Source organism: Ruegeria sp. CDSC042 (assembly GCF_059610745.1).
Genome location: NZ_JBXWOF010000005.1, coordinates 91,667 through 114,470 on the forward strand (window position 1 = coordinate 91,667; position 22,804 = coordinate 114,470).

General features: G+C 57.0%; 19 protein-coding genes. 14 read left to right on the plus strand and 5 right to left on the minus strand.

All coding sequences use genetic code 11. The annotated features are described in order from the left end of the window. Position 1: 1 nt before the first annotated feature. The gene (locus AC2FHX_RS12260) at positions 2-1,033 is read right to left on the minus strand and encodes a LacI family DNA-binding transcriptional regulator (RefSeq protein ID WP_496701951.1); all 1,032 of its coding nucleotides are present in this window, start codon (positions 1,031-1,033) and stop codon (positions 2-4) included. A 223-nt stretch (positions 1,034-1,256) separates the two neighbouring features. Here AC2FHX_RS12260 and AC2FHX_RS12265 point away from each other — a divergent pair, with 223 nt between their 5' ends. The 14 genes from AC2FHX_RS12265 (at position 1,257) to AC2FHX_RS12330 (ending at position 18,506) form a co-directional block, all read left to right on the plus strand. Continuing rightward, on the plus strand, positions 1,257-2,525 hold the full coding sequence (locus AC2FHX_RS12265) for an ABC transporter substrate-binding protein (RefSeq protein WP_281972976.1): 1,269 nt from the start codon (positions 1,257-1,259) through the stop codon (positions 2,523-2,525). Between the two features lie 66 nt (positions 2,526-2,591). After that, positions 2,592-3,599: a carbohydrate ABC transporter permease gene (locus AC2FHX_RS12270; RefSeq protein WP_142636127.1), complete on the plus strand. Its 1,008-nt coding sequence runs from the start codon at positions 2,592-2,594 to the stop codon at positions 3,597-3,599. A gap of 3 nt (positions 3,600-3,602) precedes the next feature. After that, the gene (locus AC2FHX_RS12275; RefSeq protein WP_281972974.1) at positions 3,603-4,751 is read left to right on the plus strand and encodes a carbohydrate ABC transporter permease; all 1,149 of its coding nucleotides are present in this window, start codon (positions 3,603-3,605) and stop codon (positions 4,749-4,751) included. A gap of 9 nt (positions 4,752-4,760) precedes the next feature. After that, entirely contained in the window at positions 4,761-6,416 is a 1,656-nt protein-coding gene (locus AC2FHX_RS12280) for an alpha-amylase family glycosyl hydrolase (protein WP_496701948.1), read from the plus strand. 3 nt (positions 6,417-6,419) lie between these two features. Further along, positions 6,420-7,502 (plus strand): ABC transporter ATP-binding protein, encoded by a 1,083-nt coding sequence (locus AC2FHX_RS12285; protein WP_496701946.1) that lies wholly within the window; start codon positions 6,420-6,422, stop codon positions 7,500-7,502. Between the two features lie 84 nt (positions 7,503-7,586). Next, a complete protein-coding gene (locus AC2FHX_RS12290; protein WP_281972972.1) occupies positions 7,587-8,339 on the plus strand; it encodes a sugar phosphate isomerase/epimerase family protein in 753 nt (250 codons plus the stop codon). Next, positions 8,339-9,385, plus strand: coding sequence for a LacI family DNA-binding transcriptional regulator (locus tag AC2FHX_RS12295; RefSeq protein WP_281972971.1), 1,047 nt, complete (start codon positions 8,339-8,341; stop codon positions 9,383-9,385). The genes AC2FHX_RS12290 and AC2FHX_RS12295 overlap by 1 nt, the downstream gene beginning before the upstream one ends. 22 nt (positions 9,386-9,407) lie before the next feature. Further along, positions 9,408-10,157: a basic amino acid ABC transporter substrate-binding protein gene (locus AC2FHX_RS12300; protein WP_496701944.1), complete on the plus strand. Its 750-nt coding sequence runs from the start codon at positions 9,408-9,410 to the stop codon at positions 10,155-10,157. Positions 10,158-10,222: 65 nt separating this feature from the next. Beyond that, positions 10,223-11,869 (plus strand): amino acid ABC transporter permease, encoded by a 1,647-nt coding sequence (locus AC2FHX_RS12305; protein WP_496701942.1) that lies wholly within the window; start codon positions 10,223-10,225, stop codon positions 11,867-11,869. Continuing rightward, positions 11,866-13,830, plus strand: a complete 1,965-nt coding sequence (locus tag AC2FHX_RS12310; RefSeq protein WP_496730815.1) for a beta-galactosidase — start codon at positions 11,866-11,868, stop codon at positions 13,828-13,830. The genes AC2FHX_RS12305 and AC2FHX_RS12310 overlap by 4 nt, the downstream gene beginning before the upstream one ends. Before the next feature lie 141 nt (positions 13,831-13,971). Then, complete coding sequence (locus AC2FHX_RS12315) at positions 13,972-15,096, plus strand: extracellular solute-binding protein (RefSeq protein ID WP_496691368.1); 1,125 nt, start codon at positions 13,972-13,974, stop codon at positions 15,094-15,096. 117 nt (positions 15,097-15,213) lie between these two features. Continuing rightward, positions 15,214-16,326, plus strand: coding sequence for an ABC transporter ATP-binding protein (locus tag AC2FHX_RS12320; protein ID WP_142636146.1), 1,113 nt, complete (start codon positions 15,214-15,216; stop codon positions 16,324-16,326). Between the two features lie 12 nt (positions 16,327-16,338). Continuing rightward, positions 16,339-17,259: an ABC transporter permease gene (locus AC2FHX_RS12325; protein ID WP_142636148.1), complete on the plus strand. Its 921-nt coding sequence runs from the start codon at positions 16,339-16,341 to the stop codon at positions 17,257-17,259. Beyond that, entirely contained in the window at positions 17,256-18,506 is a 1,251-nt protein-coding gene (locus AC2FHX_RS12330) for an ABC transporter permease (protein WP_142636150.1), read from the plus strand. Before AC2FHX_RS12325 ends, AC2FHX_RS12330 begins: the two co-directional genes overlap by 4 nt. Before the next feature lie 27 nt (positions 18,507-18,533). On the opposite strand, the gene AC2FHX_RS12335 is transcribed toward AC2FHX_RS12330, so the two are convergent. From AC2FHX_RS12335 to AC2FHX_RS12350, 4 genes are read right to left on the minus strand one after another with little or no spacing between them, the layout of a single operon-like run. Further along, the gene (locus AC2FHX_RS12335; RefSeq protein ID WP_496701937.1) at positions 18,534-20,453 is read right to left on the minus strand and encodes a beta-galactosidase; all 1,920 of its coding nucleotides are present in this window, start codon (positions 20,451-20,453) and stop codon (positions 18,534-18,536) included. Further along, positions 20,450-21,310, minus strand: a complete 861-nt coding sequence (locus AC2FHX_RS12340) for an SMP-30/gluconolactonase/LRE family protein (RefSeq protein WP_496701936.1) — start codon at positions 21,308-21,310, stop codon at positions 20,450-20,452. The genes AC2FHX_RS12335 and AC2FHX_RS12340 overlap by 4 nt, the downstream gene beginning before the upstream one ends. Then, positions 21,307-21,912 carry a 2-dehydro-3-deoxy-6-phosphogalactonate aldolase gene (locus AC2FHX_RS12345; protein ID WP_496701934.1) on the minus strand — a complete coding sequence of 202 codons (606 nt, stop codon included), beginning with the start codon at positions 21,910-21,912 and terminating at the stop codon, positions 21,307-21,309. Before AC2FHX_RS12345 ends, AC2FHX_RS12340 begins: the two co-directional genes overlap by 4 nt. Beyond that, entirely contained in the window at positions 21,909-22,802 is an 894-nt protein-coding gene (locus AC2FHX_RS12350) for a 2-dehydro-3-deoxygalactonokinase (RefSeq protein ID WP_496701932.1), read from the minus strand. The genes AC2FHX_RS12345 and AC2FHX_RS12350 overlap by 4 nt, the downstream gene beginning before the upstream one ends. Positions 22,803-22,804: the final 2 nt, after the last annotated feature.

The following is a 22,804-nucleotide window of genomic DNA, read 5'->3' on the forward strand; positions in this document are numbered from 1 at the left end:
TTCAGAACCTGTTGGGGGCGGGGCCGGTCGAGCCGCCAACTACCAGCTCAGCCTCCAGCAATCTAGTTTTGGCCGGGTCTTCGGGCGCATTTATTCGTTCGATCAGCATTTCGGCAGCTATTTCACCGGCCAACCGAACCGAGGATCGCGTGGCGGTGAAGATCGGTACATCCTGCCCGTTTTTCAGATAGGACAGGTCGTCATCATGGGCGATCACCGAAACATCGCGGCCCATCTGCAGCCCTGCTTCGTTCAATGCCCGCCGAACTCCGATGGCCGAAATCATCGACGAAACCAGGATGGCGGTTGGAGGGTTCTTAAGTTGAGCCATATCGCGCGCTTCGTGGTGGCCATATACCTCTGTCATCTCGGCGCTGCGCATCAATTCAGGGTCCGGTGACAGACCGGCTTGATTCAGGGCCTGCAGGTAACCGGCCCGGCGGCGTTGGGCGAAATCCATATCTTCAAGTCCGTTGATAAGGGCGATCCGTCGATGCCCCAGGTCAATCAGAAACTGGGTGGCGCGCATGAACGAGCTTTTGTTGTTCACATCAACCCAGTCATAGGGCGCGTCAATTCCAGTGGATCGTCCGTGCACAATGAAGGGCGCGCCCATGCGATTGAGGACTTCAATCCGCTGCTCGTTCACCTTGGGGCCCTGCAGAACGACACCGTCCACGGCACCACGCTGAAACAGGTCGCGATAAGCGCGTTCAATAGATGTGTCGTCGGCGCTGGTGAACATCATGTCATAGCCGTGTTCGGCATATCTACGAGCAGCCCCGGCGACAAAATCGCCAAAGATTGGGTTCACCATTTCATGCTGGGATGAGCTGGGAATCACGTGCCCGATCACGTGTGATCGACCTGTCGCCAGACCCTTGGCCCGGCTGTTCGGGCGGTACCCGTGTTTTGTTGCGGCGGTCTGAACCCTTGTGCGCGTGGCTTCGCTGACCTCAGGGTATCCGTTCAGCGCACGGCTGACGGTTGTTTGGGACAAACCAAGGATTTCAGAGAGCTGCTTTAGGTTCATATTTGTTCAAAGCGCCTACAAATTACTGCGTATTCCTGTTTTTGCGGGCATTTTCGCTGGTGGTCAACAGATTTCACGAACATCTTGTTTGATATTTATATTTATGGGCCTTCGCAAAGCAATCGTTGACAGGTGGAGGCTGTTAGCGCATAAACTCACTCCAGCCAAAGCGCTTTGGATATTTGAGACCAAAGGCGCGAGATATCGTTGGGAGGAGAAATTCATGAAACACTCGCTTTATGCTGGCGTCGCCGCATTTACCCTGGTCGGGGGCGTCGCGCAGGCCGACAAGGTTACCGTATTCGGCCCGTGGCTGGGGCCGGACCAAGAGAATGTCGAAAAGGTTCTGGATGGGTTCGCGGCGGCGACCGGGCATGAGTACAGCTATGTCGGCTCGGACAGCTTTGAGCAGCAAATCAGAATTGATGCCGAAGCCGGATCGGCGCCCAACGTAGCAGTGTTCCCTCAGCCCGGACTGGCGTCTGATATGGCCAAGGCGGGTTTCCTGACTCCCCTGAGTGAAGGTACCGCGGATTGGATTCGCGACAACTATGCGGCTGGCCAGTCCTGGGTGGATCTGGGAACCTACCAAGGTCCGGACGGGCAGGATCACCTATATGGCTTCTTCTACAAGGTCGACGTGAAGTCGCTGGTTTGGTTCGTGCCGGAAAACTTCGAAGATGCCGGTTATGAGATTCCGACCACGATGGAAGAGCTCAAGGCGCTGTCCGATCAGATCGTTGCAGATGGCGAAACGCCATGGTGCATCGGGCTGGGTTCCGGCGGAGCGACAGGTTGGCCAGCGACTGACTGGGTTGAAGACATGATGCTGCGCACGTTGCCGCCCGAAGATTATGACGCCTGGGTCGCCAACAAATTGAAATTTAACGATCCTAAGGTTGTCGCCGCGATTGAAGAATTCGGAGCGTTTGCGCGCAACGATGATTACGTGGCCGGCGGAGCCGGCGCGGTTGCAACGACTGACTTCCGTGACAGCCCGAAGGGCATGTTCAGCTCGCCTCCGCAATGCTACATGCACCGTCAGGCTTCGTTCATTCCGGCCTTCTTCCCTGAAGGCACGGTTGTGGGCGAGGATGCCGATTTCTTCTATTTCCCGGCCTATGAAGGTAAGGATCTCGGCAGCCCGGTCCTTGGGGCCGGAACAGTTTGGGCAATCACCAATGACAGCCCGGGCGCGCATGCGCTGATGAAATACCTGGAGACACCCGAGGCGCATGAAGCCTGGATGGCTCTGACCGGGTTCCTGACGCCGCACAAAGGCGTCGATACCTCGGTCTTCTCAGACCCAACGCTGAAGAAGATGAACGACATTCTTCTGGGGGCCACCACCTTCCGGTTTGACGGTTCCGACCTGATGCCGGGCGGCGTGGGTGCAGGCACCTTCTGGACTGGTATGGTCGACTATGCGGGCGGAACACCTGCCCAGGACGTCGCCGACGAAATCCAATCCTCGTGGGACGCGCTGGACTAAAGCGTCTGAGATTGGGCAACCCGCTCTGCCGGGTTGCCCGAACCTATCGTCGCAAGGGAGAGCGGCATGCACCCGGCATTTCAAGGCCTGCTGACCATCGCCATCGGCGTGTCAGGTTGCGTGGGCTACTTCTATCTATCCAACCAGTTTCTGGACAAAGTTCTGTTCCCGCCTCGGGGGCCGAATGCTGGCCGCAATATCAACCGCGCGAACATGATCCGGCCTTGGTTGTTTCTGTTCCCAGCGCTGGCTGCTTTGGGCTTGTATCTGGCTTATCCGGTTGTCGAAACCCTACGCCTGTCACTGACTGATCGTGTCCCGGGCGGCGGCTACAAATGGGTCGGGCTGGACAACTATATCCAGATGGCCAAGGAGCCCAAGTTTTGGGAAGCCATGCGCAACAACATGTTATGGCTGATCGTGGTGCCTGCAATGTCGACAGCGTTTGGCCTATTGGTGGCTCAGCTGACCGACCGCATCCGCTGGGGCAACATCGCCAAGTCTCTGATTTTCATGCCGATGGCCATCTCGTTCGTGGGGGCCTCGGTGATCTGGAAGCTGGTCTATGACACCCGTCCGGTTGAGCAGGACCAGATCGGGATGCTGAACGCGCTTTACATCTTTTTCGGAGGAGTCGAGCCGCAGACATGGTTGACCATTCCCTTCTGGAACAGCTTTTTTCTTATGGTTGTGCTGGTCTGGATTCAGACTGGTTTTGCCATGGTTATCCTGTCAGCCGCCCTGCGCGGCATTCCCGAGGAAACCATCGAAGCTGCCATTCTGGATGGGGCCAATCCGTTCCAGATTTTCTTCCGTATCAAAGTGCCGCAGATCAAGACCACCATCCTGGTGGTCTGGACCACGATCACCATCACCGTGCTCAAGGTCTTTGACATCGTGTTTGCCATGACCAACGGCCAGTGGGAAACGCAGGTTCTGGCCAATTACATGTATGACAAGCTGTTCCGCACCAATGACTGGGGCGTGGGCTCGGCTTCGGCCATGGTGATCATGCTGCTGGTGGCACCGATCCTTGTCTGGAATGTGCGCAATGCGCGGAAAGAGATGGAGTAGGCCATGAGCGATATAGCAGGAACCAAACCCGCCCTTCGCTGGGCTGTCCATGCCTCGGTTCTTTTTCTGGTCGTGCTCTGGGTGGTGCCGACGCTGGGGCTGTTGATCTCATCCTTTCGTACTGCCGACCAGATTGCCACAAGCGGCTGGTGGCGGTCGCTGTTCCCATCCGAGCAGAACCTAACGCTGCGCGCTGCCGCACCGGAAACTCAGGTGCTGGAGAACGGCGTTTACATGATCGAGGGCAACCTGTTTGAAACCGGCGCGCAGGCGGCGATCTCGAAATGGGGCATCAGTTCTCGTGCGATCGATGATTTTGTACCCGGTGACACGGCAGAGCTGCGCAAGGGTGGCACGATCACGGTGGATGCCGACGGCAAATACCGGATGGAAAACACCGAAGAGTTCACCGGCAGTCGCGGCACGCGCGTCTTTGTGACGGCGGAACTGCCTCCCGAGTTCACCTTGGCCAATTACCATAAGGTTCTGTTGGCAGAAGACAGCACCGACAGTATGGGACGGGCGTTTTTCAATACGCTGACGGTCACGATACCGGCAACGATCATTCCGATCCTTGTAGCCGCTTTTGCCGCCTATGCCTTGGCGTGGATGGATTTCCCCGGTCGGGCACTGTTGATCGCTGCGGTTGTTGGCCTGTTGGTGGTGCCGCTGCAACTGGCACTGATCCCACTGCTGAAATTTCACCTGAGCATCGGAATTGAGAAAGGCTATTTGGGCGTCTGGATGGCCCATACCGGGTTCGGGATGCCATTGGCCATCTACCTGTTGCGCAACTACATGGCTGGGCTGCCGCGCGATCTGATCGAAAACGCACGCGTTGATGGCGCGACCGAGTTCCAGATCTTTACCAAACTGATCCTGCCGCTCAGCTTTCCGGCGCTGGCGTCATTTGCGATCTTCCAGTTTCTCTGGACATGGAACGATCTGCTGGTCGCCAAGGTGTTCCTGATCGATGCGTCCGGCCAGACCACAGTGATGACAAACCGGATTGTCGAGCTGTTGGGCACGCGCGGTGGGAACTGGGAAATCCTTGCCACGGCGGCCTTCGTCTCGATCGCTGTGCCGCTGGCTGTCTTTTTCGCAATGCAAAAATACCTGGTCCGAGGCCTGCTGGCCGGGTCCGTCAAATAGAGGCGTCTGATGAACGTGCAGAACACAACAGAACTTTCCAATGCAACCAAGGTGGCCGCTGACTGGTGGCGTGGTGGCGTCATCTATCAGATCTATCCGCGCAGCTTTCAGGACAGCAATGGTGACGGGATCGGAGACCTGAAAGGCATCACCCAGCGATTGGGGTACATTGCCTCTCTGGGCGTTGATGCGATCTGGATTTCGCCCTTCTTCAAATCTCCGATGAAGGATTTCGGATATGACGTCAGCGACTATCGCAATGTTGATCCGATGTTCGGCACGATGGAGGATTTTCGGGACCTGCTGGATCACGCCCATGCCCAGGGGTTGAAGGTGATGATCGATCTGGTTCTGTCGCACACGTCAGATCAGCACCCCTGGTTCAGCGAAAGCCGCGCCAGCCGTGAAAACGCCAAATCCGATTGGTATGTCTGGGCCGATCCAAAACCGGACGGTACGCCGCCGAACAACTGGTTGTCGATTTTCGGGGGCTCGGCTTGGCAGTGGGACGCTCGGCGGTTGCAGTATTACCTGCATAATTTCCTGACCTCACAGCCGGATCTGAATTTTCACTGCGCGGATGTGCAGGACGCCTTGCTGGATGTCGCCAGTTTCTGGCTTGATCTGGGTGTCGATGGGTTTCGTCTGGATACAATCAACTTCTATTTCCACGACAAAAAGTTGCGAGATAATCCTGCCCTGCCTGTGGAGCAGCGCAATGCCTCAATCGCGCCGATGGTAAACCCGTATAACCATCAGGACCACCTTTTCTCCAAAAGCCAGCCCGAGAACATTGCCTTTCTGGAACGCCTGCGGGCCCTGACCGATCAATATGAAGGTCGCGCCTGTCTGGGCGAGGTGGGCGACGCACAGCGTGGGCTTGAGATTATGGGCGAATACACCAGCGGTAATAAGCGCATGCACATGTGCTATGCGTTCGAGTTCCTTGAAAAGCGCGCTTTGACTGCCAGCTATGCACAGCAGGTATTTGATCAGCTCGAGGACAAAGCAGGTGATGCCTGGCCTTGCTGGGCATTTTCGAACCATGACGTGGAACGTCACGCGTCGCGCTGGCGTCTGGACGATGCAGCCGCCAGACAGCATGCAGTTTTGATGATGTGCATGCGCGGCTCGGCCTGCTTGTATCAAGGCGAAGAGTTGGGCCTGCCCGAGGCGGACGTGGCCTTTGACGATCTGCAAGACCCGTATGGCGTCGAATTCTGGCCCGAGTTCAAGGGCCGCGACGGATGCCGGACGCCGATGGTTTGGGCTGCGCAGGATGAACAATCGGGCTTTAGCACCGGCAAGCCTTGGTTGCCTGTCAGTGACCCTCAAGCCGAGCGTGCCGTGGACCGGTCAGAGGCTGAGCCCGAGTCCATGCTTCACCATTATCGTCGTGCGATTGCATTCCGCCATGCCCATTCAGCTTTGATGTTGGGGGCGCAAAAGAACATGACGCAGATCGGGACCGTTCTGGCCTTCACGCGTGAAGATCATGCAGAAGAGGTGTTCTGCGCATTTAACCTCGGGACCGAACGTTCTGAAGTAATCTTGCCAGGCGGGAACTGGCGCGTGATCGGAGAAGAGTTGGGTGGCGTCGCGGGAACGGGGACAGTGTCTCTAGGTGCTGCACAATTCTGCCTGCTGTTGAGGGAGAAGGAATAAACCATGTCAGAGCTAAACCTCACAGATGTCGCCAAAACCTATGGCAATGTGGATGTTCTGAAGAACATCAATCTTGAGATTGAGCGGGGCGAGTTGATCGTTTTTGTCGGGCCTTCGGGCTGTGGCAAATCCACCTTGCTGCGCATGGTCGCCGGGTTGGAAAAGATCTCGGGCGGAACGCTCGAGATTGAAGGGCAGGTGATGAACGATGTGCCGCCAGCACAGCGAGGCATCGCGATGGTGTTCCAAAGCTATGCGCTGTACCCACATATGACCGTTCGCGAAAACATGGCCTTTGCGCTGAAGATAGCCAAAATGCCGGTGGCTGAAGTCGGCGCCGCGGTCGATCGGGCGGCCCGCATCCTACAGCTTGAACCTTATCTGGACCGGTTGCCCAAAGCGCTATCCGGCGGTCAGCGTCAGCGTGTCGCAATCGGGCGCGCCATTGTGCGTGACCCCAAGGTTTACCTGTTCGACGAACCGCTTTCGAACCTGGACGCGGCGCTGCGTGTCGCCACCCGGATCGAAATCGCCCGCCTGAAAGAGGCGATGCCGGACAGCACGATGATCTATGTCACCCATGATCAGGTCGAAGCGATGACATTGGCCAGTCGGATCGTCGTGCTGGCCAACAAAGGGATCGCTCAGGTTGGCACGCCGCTGGAGCTGTATGAGACGCCCGACAATGAGTTTGTCGCGCAATTCATCGGTTCACCAGCAATGAACCTGCTGCCCGGAGTGATCACTCAAACTGGTGCGCAGACTGTCGTAAAACTGGACGGTGGCGGAAAGGCCGTTTCGGCGATTGCAACCGAGGCCGATGACGAAGGCAAGCAGGTGAAGATTGGCGTGCGCCCCGAAGATTTTGTGTCTGTTGACGGCGATCCAATTCTCGAAGGAGTCGTGGACTTTACCGAAGCCCTGGGTGAGGTGACGTTGTTATATTTCGCGGTCGAGGATGGGACGGATGCCCTTATTGCCAAGCTTCCGGGCGTTCAGAAGAATATGCGGGGCAAGACCGTGATGGTCTCTGCGAATCCTGACAAGGTTCATTTGTTCCATCAGGGTGTTTCCATGCGGAAATAACCCTTTCCAACACGGTTCTTGACAAGACCCCTGATGCTGTTTCAACTTGATTGAAACGTTTCATTTTGTGGTAGAACCGTGGAAATGCGAGTTTCAGCGCAGTTATACACAGTCCGGCAGGTTGGGGATTTGGCGGCCCAGCTTGACTTGGTGCGTGCCTGCGGGTTCACCGATATTGAAACGGTCGGGTTCCACGATCTTACCCCCAAGCAGGTTACCAATGTGGTTAGACAGGCTGGTTTCACTGTTCGATCGGCCCATTTTGACTGGGAAGAATTTGAAACACGGTTTGATGACATTCTTAGAATGCTTGAAGCTTTGGAATGCCCTGTGGCGGTCATGCCTTGGCTGTCGCCCAAGGCTCGGCCCGGCACCGCCGAGGGGTGGAAGGCAGTGTCGGGCCGGTTGGCGAAATGGGCTGATGCCCTGTCTGCCGACGGTGTGCGCCTTGCCTATCATAACCACGATTTTGACCTTGTCGATCTTGGGCAGGGTTCGCCATTGGATATGGTCCTGTCGCATGAGGCCATTGGATGGCAGCCGGATATCGGTTGGCTATATTCGGCGCTTTCTGACCCCGCTGCACTGCTGAGCCATTATTCCGACCGGATCGTTTCCGTCCATGCTAAAGACGTCGATCCATTGGCCGGACAAGGCGACGAGTGCTGGCGAAATCTGGGGCAGGGGGTTGTGGACTGGCCTCTGGTCCTGCGTGTTCTGGCTGACAGTCCCTGCGCTGACCTTTTTGTGGAACATGATGAAACTGCCGATCACGCGCAAACATTGCAGACGGGACATGACCTGTTGATGCGAATGCGCAGCGTTGAGGTGACATAGTGGCGCGCGCGACGATCAAGTCGATTGCAAAGCAGACGGGGTTTTCTGTCGGAACCGTCTCGAACGCGCTGCGTGGTGCCGAAACCGTCAAGAAAGAAACGCGGCAGCAGATTCAGTCTGCCGCCGAACAGCTTGGATACCGGGTCAATCTGGACGGGCTGAAGCTGCGGACAAAAAAGTCCTATCGCATCGGCGTTCTGGTCAGCGTGTCGCCTGATTCAGATGAAGAATGGGAAGGTGTCGAATTCACTCGCATTGTCGCGGGTATTTCGCGGGCTTTGAAAGGGTCGCGTTATGAACTTGGCGTTCACAGCGTGGCGGGCCTGCAGGGAACGATGGCGACGCTGAAGGAAATCGTTCAGAACGGATTGGCAGACGGGGTGATATTCTCGGGTACGCGCCACGCCGATCCGCGCATTGCCTATCTGCAACAGAATGGTTTCCCCTTTGTCACCATGGGTATGAGCGACAGCGGCAGATCACATGCCTATGTCGATATCGACAGTCAGGCAGCAGGTCACGATGCAACGCAACGACTGCTAGCCTTGGGGCATCGCCGGATTGCCCTGGTGAACCCTCCGGATGACCTGGTTTATGCGACGCAACGCCGAACGGGCTATGCCCAGGCGTTCAGAGCGTCCGGTCTGGCCTTTGACCCGGCCCTGATCTTCAGCGGGCCTACGACCGCACGAACGGGGTATAATGCCTTTGAGGCTTTGATGCGGCTACCCGACAGGCCAACCGCGATCATCTGCGCGAACGAAGCCATGACCCTGGGTGTGCTTTCTGCTGCCCATGCGGCGGGTGTTGAGGTCGGTCGCGAACTGACCGTGATCTCGACCGATGATCTGCAACTTAGCCGTTATTTTGTCCCTCCGCCCAGCACTTATTACGTCCCTATTGAGGAAACCAGTCGATTGCTGGGTGAGTATATGCTCAAGGCTTTGGACGGGGTTGACCCGTCCGAAACACAAAAAAAGATCAGGGCCATTTTGATCGAGCGGCAACCTGACACAGTCGCGCCGGAAGCGGCGCTAAACACCTGAACCAACAAAGGAGTAACCGGAGATGTTAAGAAACCTATTTGCCGCCGCCGCCCTGACCGCGCTTGCCGCGCCTGCTGTGTTTGCAGCGGATCTTGAAGGGCGCGTACTTAAGATCGGAACAGATGCCACCTATCCGCCCATGGAGACGGTCGATGAGTCCACGGGTCAGATTGTGGGATTTGATGTCGATGTCATGAATGCGATCTGTGAAAAGGTGAACTGCGTCCCGAATTTCGTAAATACAGCCTGGGATGGGATCTTTGCCGCGCTTCAGCAAGGGGAGTTCGACCTCGTGATCTCGGGTGTCTCGATCACTCCGGAACGCGAAGAGAACATGGATTTTTCCGAGCCTTATATCATTGTAAGTCAGGCCATCCTGCTGCAGGTCGATAATGCCGACATGACGTTGGACGACTTCAAGGCGGGCGGTCAGAAACTGGCCGCGCAGACCGGCACCACCAATGCCCAGCTGGCCGAAGAGCTGGTCGGACGCGAGAATGTCAGCCTGTATGACAATTTTTCGGCTGCGATTCTGGCTTTGCAGAATGCTGACGTACAGGGGGTAATCATTGATGGAACCTCGGCATCGGCATATGAACAGGAATTTGCCGGGGAATTGGCTGTAGGCATCACAGGCCTTCAGTCTGATCCACTGGGTATTGTGTTTCAGGAAGGTGACGCAGCCGTTGACGCCATAAACGAAGGGCTGGCCGCCATTCAGGCTGACGGTACGATGGACGCATTGGTTGCCAAATACTGGGGCACTGAATGAGCCGTTGAAACCCTTTCTGACCCGGCGGGAAAACCTGCCGGGTCAAGCATAACCCGAGGGACGCCATGATCCGCCTAAGCTCGATCCGGCCGAGTAATCTTGTTTTGCTCGCCGCTGCCCCGTTCATCATCTACCTGTTTGCCTCATCCTCGAAATATCTGAGGTCATTGGTTGCCATTTTGGGGATTGGTGAAAATGCGGGGCCCATTTTTGTTGGGTTTCTTCTGATACTGGCTGTGGCCATATTGGCCTATCTCTCGGCGCGCCACATCCGGTTTCAAACGATAGCGCCGAACTGGTTGAGGGTTGCGGCGGTTTTGGCAATCCCGGCCTCGGTCGGGTTGGCGATCCTTGGACTTGTCCAGCCTCAGGTGCTGATGCCCTTTGCGGAATCCGTCTTCTTTAATGCGCTCAGCGAAAACACGTCTGAGTTCATTGACCGATCTTCGCAACCTTGGGTCTTGTTCCCCGAGATCGTCGCAAAGGTGCAAATGAGATTACAGGCCCTGCTGGTAGGGTTTGCGATGGTGGTTGCGGTGATCCCTCTTACGGCCCGTTTCCCACAATCCATGAAAGTCTATGTTCAGATTGGACTCGAACTGCTGACCGGGCTGGTTTTGTTTTACCTGATGTTTCTGGCGCATTGGCAATTTGCGACCGGGGTCGCGATAACGTTCCGTGCAGCGATCTTTGCCTATATCTTTGCGGCCATTATGGGTCTGGTCTGGGTCGGTTTGCAGTCCTTCAAGCCCAAAGCTCGGACAACCGTTGTCTATGGGTCCATCAGCCTGACACTATTGGCCGTGTCGGCGTTCTTTTTTATGCAACCAAAGGTGAGCTTTGTTCTGGTTGGCAGTACTGAAGCAAGAATTGCCATTGTTCGGGGTACGCCGCAGGCCCAGGCGGATTTGATCCGCTTCGGAGAGTTCGACGGAGGTGAAGGCCAACAGTATCGCATTCGCAGCGCCCCCGATGCCGTCTCTGCACTGGATCAGATTACAACCGTCGACAGCGTATCTGGTGCTTTTGTTCCGGCTGGCGTTCATACGCAGGGCTATCCGGTGATCTGGCAATCCAGTTTTCTGCCAGACAAGTTTCGTAACCCGGCGCTGACTTTTGCGGTTTTTGGGTTTTTGCTTCTGACACTGACGGTCGGAGGCGCACAGCACAAGCTGCATCCGCTGGCTGTAGGGGCCGAGTTTTTTGTCGATACCATTCGCGGCATTCCAATGCTGGTCATCATCCTCTATATCGGCTTGCCGCTTGCCGGTGCGGTCAAGGATGCGACAGGTGGCGGCATCGACATGACCAACATGACTCGCGGCATCATCGCCATTTCCATAGGGTATTCGGCCTATATGGCCGAGATTTTCCGATCAGGGATTGAGGCTATCCCACGAGGTCAGATCGAAGCAGGCGGCTCGCTTGGGCTGTCCCGCTGGCAAACTGCCCGGCTTATTATCCTGCCACAGGCATTGCGCATAGTGACGCCACCTTTGGGCAATGAATTTATCGCGATGATCAAGGATACCTCATTGCTGTCCATCCTGTCGGTCCGCGACATGACTCAGCGCATGCGCGAGTTTCAGGCCTCAAGTTTTCTGCCCTTCGCGCCATTCAACACAGCGGCGATCCTCTATGTCGTGGTGACGCTTGGTTGCGCTAGTTTCCTCAAATGGATCGAACGCCGCAGCGCACGGGAAAACCGATGAGCAGGCTTGAGCTGGGCGTTTGCTATTACCCCGAGCAATGGGACAAATCGCTGTGGCGCGACGATGCTAAGCGCATGGTCGATATGGGATTGGATTGGGTTCGGATTGCTGAGTTTACCTGGGGCCTGATCGAGCCGGAAAGAGGCCGGTTCGAATGGGGCTGGCTGGACGAGGTGATTGGAATTCTGGGCGATGCCGGTTTGCGCGTGATGATGTCGACGCCTACGGCTGCACCTCCGAAATGGCTAGTGGATGAATGCCCTGAGATCCTGCCAGTGGGGCCGGATGGCCGGGTGCGTGGGTTCGGGTCGCGCCGACACTATTGTTTTTCCAGCGATATCTACCTGACCGAGGCCCGTCGAATCACCACGGAATATGCCCGTCGATATGGCGAAAATCCATTTGTTTGTGCCTGGCAGATCGACAATGAATATAACGATCACGATACGGTTCTGAGCTATTCCAACGCCGCTCGCACCGGTTTTCGCAGATGGTTGCAAGACCGCTATGGCACGATTGAGGCGCTTAACCGAACATGGGGGACAGTCTTTTGGGGGTCGCTCTATTCCGATTTTGATCAGATCGAACTGCCTATAAGTTTGGTGGCCAGTCCGAACCCGACCCATGCTCTGGATTTTGCCCGCTATTCTTCGGATCGGGTGCGGGATTTCAATCGTGCTCAGGCGGATATTCTGCGCAGGTTTGCGCCGGGGCGCGATATTACCCATAATTTCATGGCAGGCAGCTTTGAGTTCGACCATCACGCTGTTGCGGCGGATCTGGATGTAGTCGGTTTTGACAGCTATCCGCTTGGCAACCTGTTGGGATCGTCGCTGTCTGATGAAGACAAACGTCGATACCTGCGAACAGGCGCGCCGGACTATCAGGGGTTTCACTGCGATTTGTATCGCAGCCAGGGCAGGGGCCGAATGTGGGTTCTGGAACAACAGCCCGGTCCGGTGGACTGGGCCGAAAAGAACCCCTCACCTGCGGATGGGATGGTCAGGCTTTGGACTTGGGCCGCTTTTGCGCACGGTGCACAGGCAGTGATGTTCTTCCGATGGCGTCAGGCGAAGTTCGCGCAGGAACAATTCCACACGGCGCTTCTGCGATCGGATGGCAGCCCGGATCAGGCTGCGCTGGAACTGGCGCAGGTTGCACAAGAGCGTGCTGCCCTGCCGGAAGTCACCCGGCAGAAGGCAGCTGTGGCAATTCTGTTGGATTACGAATCCATCTGGGCTGCAGATATCCTGCCGCATGACGACGCATTCCCGAATGCCGGGATTTTCCGGGTTTGGTATGCTGGCCTGCGTGCATTGGGGGTCGATCTGGATTTCGTTGGTCCCGATGATGATCTGACAGGGTATTCATTGATCGTATTGCCGCAAAACATGATCATCTCGCCCGATCTGGCAAAGAGATTGCACCACAGCCAGGCCAAATTGCTGATCGGTGCCCGTGCGGGCAGCAAGACTGTGGACATGTGGACCCCTGAAAATCTCGCTCCCGGAGAGTTGGCCGATCTTGCAGGGATAAAAGTCATACGCGTCGAATCCCTGCCGGATCTGGCGGGTGAATCCGTAAGCCTCGAGAGCACCGGAACCTTTGATTTTAAGGGCTGGCGGGAAGTCATCGAGACCGAAAATCAGGTAATCGCGCATTTCGTAAGTGCTTACAGGGCTGGCAGTCCGGCGATTGTGCAATCGGACCGGGCTTTGTATCTGGCGATGATCCCCAACGGGCCGTTGCTACGGGCGATCCTTATTAAAGCGCTGACATGGGCGGGCCTTCCGATACGGGAATGTGACCCGGACCTTCGTGTTACACAGCGGGGTGACCTCGGCTTTGCGTTCAACTTCGGGGCTGCCGCACAGGTTCTGCCGGATGACGAAAATCGGCAATATATTGTTGGTACTTCAGAAATCCCATCCTATGGTGTCTCAGTCTGGAAGTGGAAGTAAACCAGAGCTTGCGGACATGATTGCAAACTGGACCTATGAATTCTGCAAACTGTCCCTTTTGGACTGACAGCTTTGCAGCAACCCTCTAGCCTGTGATTGCATAACAATAGGACTGAATGTCCAACTATGGGAGAATCGAATATGGCCGAACGGAAAAACCTTTCCAGACGTACTATCTTGAAGAGCGCAGGGGCGGCAGCACTTGCTGCACCGCTTTACAGCAAAAGCGCGCTGGCGTCCTCGGGTGAGATCAACATTCTGATGTGGTCCGATTACCTGCCGCCAGCATTCTTGCAGGAATTCGAGACACTGACCGGAATCAAGGTGAACTATACCGGTATCGGGTCGAACGAAGAAATCATCAACAAGATGAAGGCCACCAAGGGGCAGGGTTTCGACATCGTGTCGCCGACCAATAACCGGTCTTTGCAGTGGGAACCGCTTGAGCTGTTGCAGCCTTTCGACATGAACAAGGTTCCGATTGATCTGGTGAACCCGGCGATGGCAGCGATTGGTACAGATGCCTGGAACTTTGGCGATTCCGGTGTGCATTGGTTGCCACATATCTGGGGAACTGAAGGCATCGCATATCGGACTGACCTGTGGCTGCCTGAAGGTGACGCACCGTCCTATGGCGACGTCTGGTCCGAAGCAAACGCAGGTAAGACCATGGGCCGCGCGCACTCGATGATGCTGGGCGCAGGCCTGTACATGGAGCGCGCAGGCGAGATGGAGCCCGGTTCCGTCTGGGCCGCTTATGGCGACGAAGATACCATGCGCAAGGTTTGGGGTCAGATCGCAGATTGGTGCATCGAACGTAAAAACCGCATCAAGCTGATCTGGAACGACGCCGACACACAGAAGAACGGTCTGTTGAACGAAGGTGTGATTGTTGGCCAGACATGGGATGGCCCGCCGCTGGCACTTAAATCTGCAGGTGAGCCTGTGCATTATCAGGCTCCGGTTGAGGGGGCGATGGCCTGGGTTGATGGTATGGCAATTCCAACAGGTGCTGCCAATATCGACCAGATCTATGCCTTCATCGACTTTGCCTACCAGGCCAAACCGGCCGGTGTTGCGATCGACAGCCACGGGTACAACTCGCCCGTTCTGGGTGCCGACCAATATTCGGGCGACACCTACAAGAAGAACTTCGCCGAAGCCTATCCGGGCGACTCGCTGGCCAACCTCAATCCGTGGCCGGCCGAAGCGCCCTGGTATGCGGAAACCCGGACCGAGTTCGTCAACAAGTTCAAAAGCGCCTGATAGCTTTTCAAAAAAGTGCCCTCCGCCAAACGCGGGGGGCTCCCAACCCGCACGCCACTGCGTGACGGAACCCATTTGGGTGCGCACCACCAAGCGCATCAATCGGAGATACCAAAAATGAGTGCAGGGGTCGGTGTAGATCTTGAAAACCTGTGGATCCGTTTCGGCGATTTTGTCGCGGTGCGGGACGCAAATGTGAACATAAACGGGGGCGATTTCTTTTCGTTCCTGGGACCATCCGGTTGCGGCAAGACAACGATTTTGCGCGCTGTTTCGGGGTTTCTGGACCCCAGCGAGGGTAAGGTTCTGATCGGTGGTAATGACATGCGCGGCATCGGGCCCAACAAGCGCCCGACTGCCCTGATCTTTCAGAACCTCGCGCTGTTCCCCCTGATGAAAGTCTGGGAAAACATCACTTTCTCGATGGAGATCAAAGGCGCCAGCGCGGCCGAGCGCCGCAAGCGGGCCGATGAGCTGTTGGACATGATCGCGCTGCCGGGACAGGGTGACAAGCTGCCCAGCGAACTTTCGGGTGGTCAGCGTCAGCGCGTGGCGATTGCCCGCGCCCTATGTGCCGAACCCGATGTACTGCTGCTGGACGAACCGCTTTCGGCGCTGGACCTGAAGTTGCGCCAGCATATGCGCACCGAGCTGCGCGAGATTCAGAAGCGTGTCGGTATCACCTTTATCTATATCACCCACGACCAGGGCGAAGCGCTGACCATGTCGGACAATATCGCCGTAATGCGTGCAGGAGTGATCGACCAGATTGCCGATGGCAAGACAATTTACAATGACCCCAACACGGCTTTTGCGGCGTCGTTCGTTGGCGAAAACAACGTTTTCCGCGGCAAGATCAAGCAAGTCATGGGAGATGAGGCGCTGATTGCAACCAACCGATCCGGCGATCTGGTCGCACGGATTTCCACTGTAAATCAGGGCAAGCTGAAAGAAGGCGATGACGCGATGATGTTCATTCGCCCCGAGGCGCTGGCGATTGCCCCGGACGGTGCAGTGGGCGACCATTTTGTAACCGCCCGCGTGAACCATGAAGAATTCGAAGGTAACGCCTTCAATATTTTCACCGAAGGCGATGGCGGCAAGGAAATTAAGGTATCGCTGCCCAATCTAGGCCAATCTTTCGATGACCATACCGGGCAGACCATCACGTTGGAATATCAGACCCATAATGCGGTTCTGGTTCCAGCGGGTGAGCTGGCCGCGGAATAAGGGGATAAAAATATGCCCCATTTTCTGAAAGAATTCTTCAACCGCAACGGCACCGGCATGGGATTGATGATACTGGGTTTGGTCCTGTTCTGGACCATCGGCCTGATCATCCTGCCGCAGCTGTCTATGCTGGATTTCTCATTCCGGCCAAACCTGCCCCCGCCCGAGATCGGGGGGCCAAAGGATGTCTATACGCTGGAGAACTACAAATACCTGATCTATGGCCCGGAAGGCGGCAGCCAGGACTATAACGCCGTCGATCTGAGGGTGTTTTTCCGCACCCTTCTGGCCGCGGTATGCGTTACGATTTTCAACCTGATCCTGTGCTATCCGATCGCCTATTATCTGGGTCAGTCCAAGGGCAGTCACATCCGCATCTTTGCGATCATGCTGATCATCCCCTACTGGATCAATGAGATCCTGCGCGCCTTTGCCCTGCGGATCATCTTTGGCGAAACCGGTGTACTGAACACGCTGTTCACTGGGCTGGGGGTCTGGGATATGCCGTTTGATTTCATCCGCAATGACATCGCGCTCTATGCCGGGCTGGGCTATGCCTATATCTTGCTGATGATCTTCCCGATGTATAACGTCATAGAAAGTCTGGATAAAAACCAGATCGAGGCGGCGCGAGATTTGGGAGCCCCCTGGTGGCGTATCCATTGGCGCGTGGTCATTCCCTATGCCAAGCCAGGGATCAGTTCGGGCTGTACTATGGTGTTCATGCTGTCCGCGGGTGCGCTGGCCGCGCCGCAAATTCTGGGCGGGCCGTCCTCCCTGTGGTTCACGCAGCTGATCTATCAGCAGTTCAACGACAACAATGACTGGCCGCAGGGTGCTGCCTACGCCATCGTTTTGCTGGTGACCTGTATCTTGTTCGTGCTGGCAGTTATGCGCCTGTTCAAGGTGAATATGGGGGATATCGGGAAATGAATTTGTCCTTCCTCCGTGTAAGCATCTGGGTCTACCTGGTGCTGTTCTTCCTGTACCTTCTGGGTCCGCTGGTGATCATGTCGGTCACGGCCTTCAACTCGTCCGAATTCCCAAGGATGACACCGTGGGAGTGTCTAACCTTCCAGTGGTTCGGCGAATTGTTTCAGGACCAACGCATCCTGAACGGCATCAAGAACTCACTGATCATCGGCGCCGGAACGGTGGTTCTATCGGTGGCGATGGGTCTTGCGGGCGCGCTGATGCTGACGCAGATCTGGCCAAAACTGCGCGCGACCTACTATACGGTCATCATCGCGCCGATCCTGATCCCGGGCGTTGTTCTGGGTATCTCGACACTGGTGTTCTGGGACCGGATCAACCGGATGTTGGGCTTGGGTGCCGACAGTTTCCTGTCAAACGGGATATTCCTGACGGTGATCGGCCAATCCACCTTTATCGCCAGCTATTGCATGCTGGTGCTGGTGGCACGGTTGCAGCGCTATGATATGGCGCTGACCGAGGCCGCGCTGGATCTGGGTGCAACCCATGCTCAGGCGTTCCGCAAGATCATGCTTCCGTTCATGCGTCCGGCGATTGCCAGCGCGGCAGTGCTGGCGTTCTTGGCCTCGTTTGAGAACTACAACACCACCACCTTCACCTTTGGTGAATACCCGACGCTGACCATCGAACTGGCGCAGAAGGTGCGCTATGGCATCACGCCCTCGATCTCGGCGCTGGCCTTCATCATCGTGGCGCTGACGGTGTTCTTTGCCCTGCTGAACGAGGCCAAGCTGAAGCGACAGGAACTGGTGGCTGCTGCACGCAAGAACGCCACGGTCGAGGAACTGGCGGGCAAGATCAAGCTTCCCAGCTTCTTTGCCGGGAACCTTGCTGCGGTTCTGCTGGTTGTCTTTGCGGTTGCCACGATCACTGTGGTCGGAACCGCAACCGCCTACAATCCGGCTCAGTGTGTCGCAGATGTCAAAGAGCAAAAGCGCCTTGAAGCTGATCTGCGTATTCAAGAGCTGCGCAAGCAGCGCGAAGAACAGCGCAAAAAGCGCGAGGCGGAAGCGGCTGAGCAAGAGGGAGAGGGTGCGCAGGAATCGGCCCCGAAACCCTCGAATAACAGCGGTTTCGGCAATGTGTTTGCGCCGAATACTCTGGGTGACGAAGAAGAGGATTCTGGTACTGAAACGCCTTCGGGCAATGGCGGTGCCTTTGATCCCAACAGTTTGCAGGCGAACTAAGCGCCTCGCAGTTTGCGCCCGCCGGGGTTACCCCTCGGCGGGCGTGTCATTTTCCTGAATGAACACATCACAGGCTTCGATCATCCGGCCGTTCCATTCAACCGGCGCCGAATTGTAGTTGATCAGGAATGTATGCCCGGCGGTCTGGCGCCGCCGCAAACCCTGAGGCATCGGATGCAAGGCAATGCCTGTCAGAGCAGCGGCCATGCTGATCACGCGATCCCATAACGTGTCATCCGGGAACCCGGCCAGATACCACATGTGGTCGGTCCCTTTCAGGGCAGGTGTTCCGTCTCGAAATGTCAAAAGGTCCGGGGCCTTTCCTGACAGGCGGTCGACCCAGTGACGGGCTGCGCCGCCACCATCAACTTCCCGGGTCACCTGAGGGGGCAGGGTTTCCACAAGATCGACAGTGCAATCCAGTGCAGTCAGCCCGGGGCGACCAGTTGCGGGTATCTGAAAGTCCTGCGTGATGGCGCCAGAGCGCGGGCCCAGAACAGCCAGATCACAACCATTGGTCAGGCGTTGTTCCAGATCGGGTCCGATGGTCGCCAGACCCGGTGCAAGGATCACCTTATATCCCGCCTTTGGGATGTTATCCGCAGGCAGGAAATCCACTGACAATCCAGCCCGGCGCAGGGCTTGGTAGGTTGAAAAGACCAGTTTGAAATAGTCGAACCCAGCCCCTTGAGGTTGCGTCGCCCAGGCCCAATCCGAGGCATAGTCGAACAGGATCGCGACATCCGCTCTGGCCTGTGTGATTGCTCCCAGCCCGGCCAGATCATCGGCGGTTTGGCGTGCCTCGGCCAAAGCCGGGGCAGAGCGGTTGTCCGGCGTCAGCAGTCCTGCATGCATCTGTTCTTGCGCAAAGGGCGCCTGTCGCCAGCGGAAATAGCTGACCACCTCGGCCCCATGCGCCACGGCCTCAAGCGACCACAGGCGCACCATGCCGGGCAGAGGTGCAGGGTTGTAAGGGGCCCAGTTCACCGGGCCGGGTTGCTGTTCCATCACCCACCAACGCCCGCGCCCCACAGCGCGATACAGATCGTGATGAAAGGCCTGCATGTCAGGATCGCCTTGCTGCAGAAAGGCCGACTTATGCGCCTTATCCGCCTCAAGCCGGTCAGATAGAAACCCGATCGGATAGCTGTCCCATGTGGCGATATCCAAATCGGCACCCACTGCGAAGTGGTCGAAATCCAGCACACGCCCCATGTAATTGTGCAGCAAAGGCGCATCGGTCAGGGGCCGCAGCACTTCGACCTGTGCCCTGTTGAAGGCCACCACCTGATCTGCACTGAACCGCCGGAAGGCCAGAACATGGGCCGGGTTGGGTTCTGTCACTGTCAGGTTCGGCAGGTCGATCTGATCAAACCTGTCATATTCCATTGACCAGAACACATTTCCCCACGCTGCATTCAGGGTTTCAATCGTGCTGTATTGACCTTCCAGCCAGTTTTGAAAGGCGTGTAGGGCGGGTTGGCTATAGCTGACAGTGGTGTCGTGGCAGCCATATTCATTGTCGATCTGCCATGCTGCGACATGCGGGTTGCGCCCATAGCGTTCGCCCATGACACGTGCGATCCGAACGCATTCTTCGATATAGCCGGTGTGGCTAAAGCAATAATGTCTGCGAGAGCCGAACTTGCGCGGCTGACCCTGCGCATCCACGGCAAGCATGTCCGGGTGTTTGTCCAGCATCCAGCGTGGCGGCGTCGCTGTTGGCGTGCCCAGCACCACTTTCAACCCGGCAGCACCTAAGGTTTCGATTGCGCGATCCAGCCAGTCGAAGTGCAGATCGTCCGACGTGGGCTCCATCCGGCTCCAGCCGAACTCGCCTATCCGTACCCATGTCAGGCCGGTCTCGACCATCCGTGCGGCATCCTCCGCCCACATCGCCTCGGGCCAATGTTCGGGGTAATAGCAAACGCCAAGTTCGGGGTTCATAGGATGACTCTGTGCTCTGCCTGACCTTTGCCTGCGTCGATCGTGGCAAAGGTCATTCCGTTGGTAGGTTGGGTTTCAATCTGTGCCGCATCCAGCCCTTGGCGAGCGGTGGTGCAGAACAGCGTTGTCAGGTCTGGCCCGCCAAAAGCCGGGCACGAGGCATGGGCCGCGTCAAAACCGACCGCCTTCAGGAACCGACCATCAGGCGAGTAAGCAGCCACGCGGTTGGCGCCCCATTGAGCGATCCAGATATTTCCGCTCGTATCGACCACCGCGCCATCAGGGTTCAGCTGGTCTTTGGTAAGGTCGAGGAACACGGTGCTTTGACCTTCTGGCCATCCGGTTTCCGGGTTCAAAGACCAGCGCATAACCTGTCTGGTGACCGTGTCGGTGAAATAGGCGCAGGAGCGATCGGGCGCAAAGCAGATGGCGTTCGAGATCGTGACATCTGGCACCAACTGCCGAACTTCGCCGCGCCAGAACCGATAGATGGACCCTGCGCCGGGTTCGGCGTTCTTGCCCATGGTACCGATCCAGAAACCGCCCCAGGGATCAGCGCGGCCATCGTTGGAACGGGTGACGGTATTGTCCGCTTCAAGATGGGTAACCAAGGCACGTTCGCCGGTTTTCAGGTCAAACTGCCATAGCCCGGTTTCAGATGCCATCAACAGCGTGTCTTGGTCCACCCAGCCCGCGGCCGAGACATTTTCGGGGAAGTTCCAGCTTTGCTGTTGCCCGTCCTTCTGGGTCATCAGGCGGTTGCCTGTGATGTCGAACCAGAACAGCTGTGCGCGCTCCGGGTGCCACAATGGCCCCTCGCCCAGATCGCAGGGACGGTCGTCAAACACGACACTCATTGGGTGGCCTTGTCATAGGCCAAGACGATCTTTTGCGCGCGCTCTGCAATGTCGGCAACGGCCATTCCCGGTTTATAAAGGGCCGAGCCGATCCCGAACCCGTCCGCCCCGGCCTTGAGCCAATTGGCAAAGTTTTCGGGGCCTGCCCCACCGACGGCAAAGACCAGCGCGTCTTTGGGCAGGATCGGGCGTATTGCGGCCAGGCCCGAGGGCCCCGCCATCACGCCCGGAAACAGTTTGAGCCCGGTTGCCCCTGCCCTGAGCGCGCCAAAGGCCTCGGTCGGGGTATAGACGCCAGGCCAGCTTTGTATGCCCAGTTTGATCGTCTGCTGTATCACCTCAGCGTCGAAATTTGGCGAGACGATCAGCTTGCCGCCGACCCCGGCCACCGCATCGACCTGTTCGATGGTCAGGACGGTTCCGGCGCCGATCAATGCGCGATCGCCGAAACGTTCCGCCAGAATGCCGATGCTGGTCAACGGATCGGGTGAGTTCAGGGGCACCTCGATCCGGTCTATGCCCGCGTCGATCAGGGCCTGCCCGACTTCGGCAGCCTCGGTGGGTTGCAGACCGCGCAGAATTGCAATGATAGGACGGCTCATGCGGTTTGCCTCGTCAGATTTTGGGCCTGCAAAAGACCTGCCAATGTAGATTGCGTGCTGTCGGCTATTTCAACAAATGTACCCTGCTGTTTCAGCGCAATGGCATAGATTTCCGAGAGGCTTTGGTCCCCGATAATGGCAATCTGCTGGCCCAACCAATAGGGACGGGACGCGGCCAGTTCCGCTCCGATCAGATATCCCGACAGACACGCACGTGCGACACCGGAGTCCTGACCCTGCAGCAGATCAGCGGCCCGCAGGCCGAAAAGGCGCGCGGCAAGTTGTTCCGGTCGGGACAGGGTATCCGCCACAGCCTCGGCAAAAGCCGCGTCGTCCCAGCCTTCGCTGACCGTATGTTTCAGGACGGATTGATTGCTGAGTAATCCGAAGATTTCGCCTGTCATGAATGTGCGGAAGCTGACGATTTCATCCGCGCTGACCTGTACCCATTTGGTATGCGTTCCGGGCAGGCAAATGATGCCCTCCCAGTTTGGCCGGTGGGCCAGAAAACCGGCGATCTGTGTCTCTTCTCCGCGCATGACATCGGGGGGGCTTGTTTGCTTTAGCCCGGGTACGACAAAGGCGCGGATACGCGGATCTGTTGCCGGAACGCGAACAGGTGCATCGGGAACAGGAACCGAAGGTACAGCGGAATATGGTGCCTCGACCCAGCCTTGACGCGCACCCACCATACCGCAGGCGACCACATCCATGACCGTATCGCCAAGCCAGCCCTCGATCAGGTTCAGCAATGCTTTTTGAAACCCATCCCGGGGAATTTGGTCCATGCCGCTTGCGGACTGAGCCTGGTCCAGAATGGTGTCACCTTGCATTGCCCATGCCCGCAGATGAGTTGTTCCCCAATCAACAGCGATCCATTCGATTGTCATGT